Here is a 1,653-nt window from a genome sequence, read left to right as displayed (position 1 = left end):
GCGCGTGGAACAGCACCGTGTAGAAGTAGATGTTCGTGAAGTCCAGGCCCTCTTCGGAGCCGTAGTGCACGTGCTCGCGGGCGAGGTAGCCGTGCAGGTTCATCTGCCCGAGACCGATCGCGTGCGACCGGTCGTTGCCGTCCTCGATCGAGCGCACCGAGCGGATGTGGCTCTGGTCGCTGACCGCGGTGAGGGCGCGGATACTGGCCTCGACCGTCTTGCCCAGGTCGCCGCCGTCCATCGCCAGCGCGATGTTCATGGAGCCGAGGTTGCAGGAGATGTCCTTGCCGATCTCCTTGTAGGAGAGGTCCTCGTTGTACGTCGTGGGCGTGTTGACCTGCAGGATCTCCGAGCAGAGGTTCGACATGTTGATGCGACCCTTGATCGGGTTCGCCTTGTTCACCGTGTCCTCGAACATGATGTACGGGTAGCCGGACTCGAACTGGATCTCGGCAAGGGTCTGGAAGAACTCGCGCGCGTTGATCTTGGTCTTCTTGATGCGCTCGTCATCGACCATCTCGCGGTACTTCTCGGTGACCGAGATGTCGCCGAACGGCACGCCGTAGACCTTCTCGACGTCGTACGGCGAGAAGAGGTACATGTCCTCGTCGTTCTTGGCGAGCTCGAAGGTGATGTCGGGGATCACGACGCCCAGCGACAGCGTCTTGATGCGGATCTTCTCGTCGGCGTTCTCACGCTTGGTGTCGAGGAAGCGCAGGATGTCGGGGTGGTGCGCCGACAGGTACACCGCGCCGGCGCCCTGACGTGCACCGAGCTGGTTGGCGTAGCTGAAGCTGTCTTCGAGCAGCTTCATCACGGGGATGATGCCGCTGGACTGGTTCTCGATCTGCTTGATCGGGGCGCCCGCCTCGCGGATGTTCGACAGCAGCAGCGCCACGCCGCCGCCGCGCTTTGACAGCTGCAGGGCGGAGTTGATGCCGCGGGCGATCGACTCCATGTTGTCCTCGATGCGCAGCAGGAAGCACGACACGAGTTCGCCGCGCTGTGCCTTGCCGGTGTTGAGGAAGGTCGGGGTGGCCGGCTGGAAACGCCCCGAGATGATCTCGTCGACGAGCTCGGTCGCGAGCGTCTCGTCACCGTCGGCCAGGCCCAGCGCCGTCATGACGACGCGGTCCTCGAATCGCTCCAGGTAGCGCTTGCCGTCGAAGGTCTTCAGCGTGTAGCTGGTGTAGTACTTGAACGCGCCGAGGAACGTGGCGAAGCGGAACTTCTTGCTGTAGGCGAAGTCGTGCAGCTGCTGGATGAACTCCATCGAGTACTTCGCCAGCACGGCCGGCTCGTAGTACTCCTTCTCGACGAGGTAGTCGAGCTTCTCCTGCAGGGAGTGGAAGAACACCGTGTTCTGGTTGACGTGCTGCAGGAAGAACTCCCGCGCCGCCCTCTTGTCGGCGTCGAACTGGATCTTGCCGTCCGGGCCGTAGAGGTTGAGCATCGCGTTGAGGGCGTGGTAGTCCATGCCCTCGAATCGCGCCTCGCTCTTGAAACCCATGTCGGTCAGTGCTGATTCCACCATTGCTCCAGTCCTTCGCTCACGCGATCGACGTCTTCTGGCGTGCCGAAAAGTTCGAGCCGATACAGGTGCGGCACGTTGCACTTGCGGCTGATGATGTCACCGGCGAGGCAGAAGGCCGC

The 1,653-nt window shown here is 62.5% G+C and carries 2 protein-coding genes; both read right to left on the bottom strand.

Annotation, left to right across the window (positions count from 1 at the left end; genetic code table 11):
• Window positions 1-1,510, bottom strand: a 1,510-nt coding sequence (nrdE, locus tag NQ160_RS23485; protein WP_374113711.1) for a class 1b ribonucleoside-diphosphate reductase subunit alpha, incomplete at its 3' end; no start/stop codon positions are given.
• Between the two features lie 5 nt (window positions 1,511-1,515).
• On the bottom strand, window positions 1,516-1,653 hold a 138-nt coding region (locus NQ160_RS23480), incomplete at its 5' end, for a class Ib ribonucleoside-diphosphate reductase assembly flavoprotein NrdI (RefSeq protein WP_257517411.1).

The sequence above is a fragment of the Microbacterium sp. zg.Y909 genome (assembly GCF_024626565.1).
This window is presented reverse-complemented; position numbering and strand designations above follow the sequence as displayed.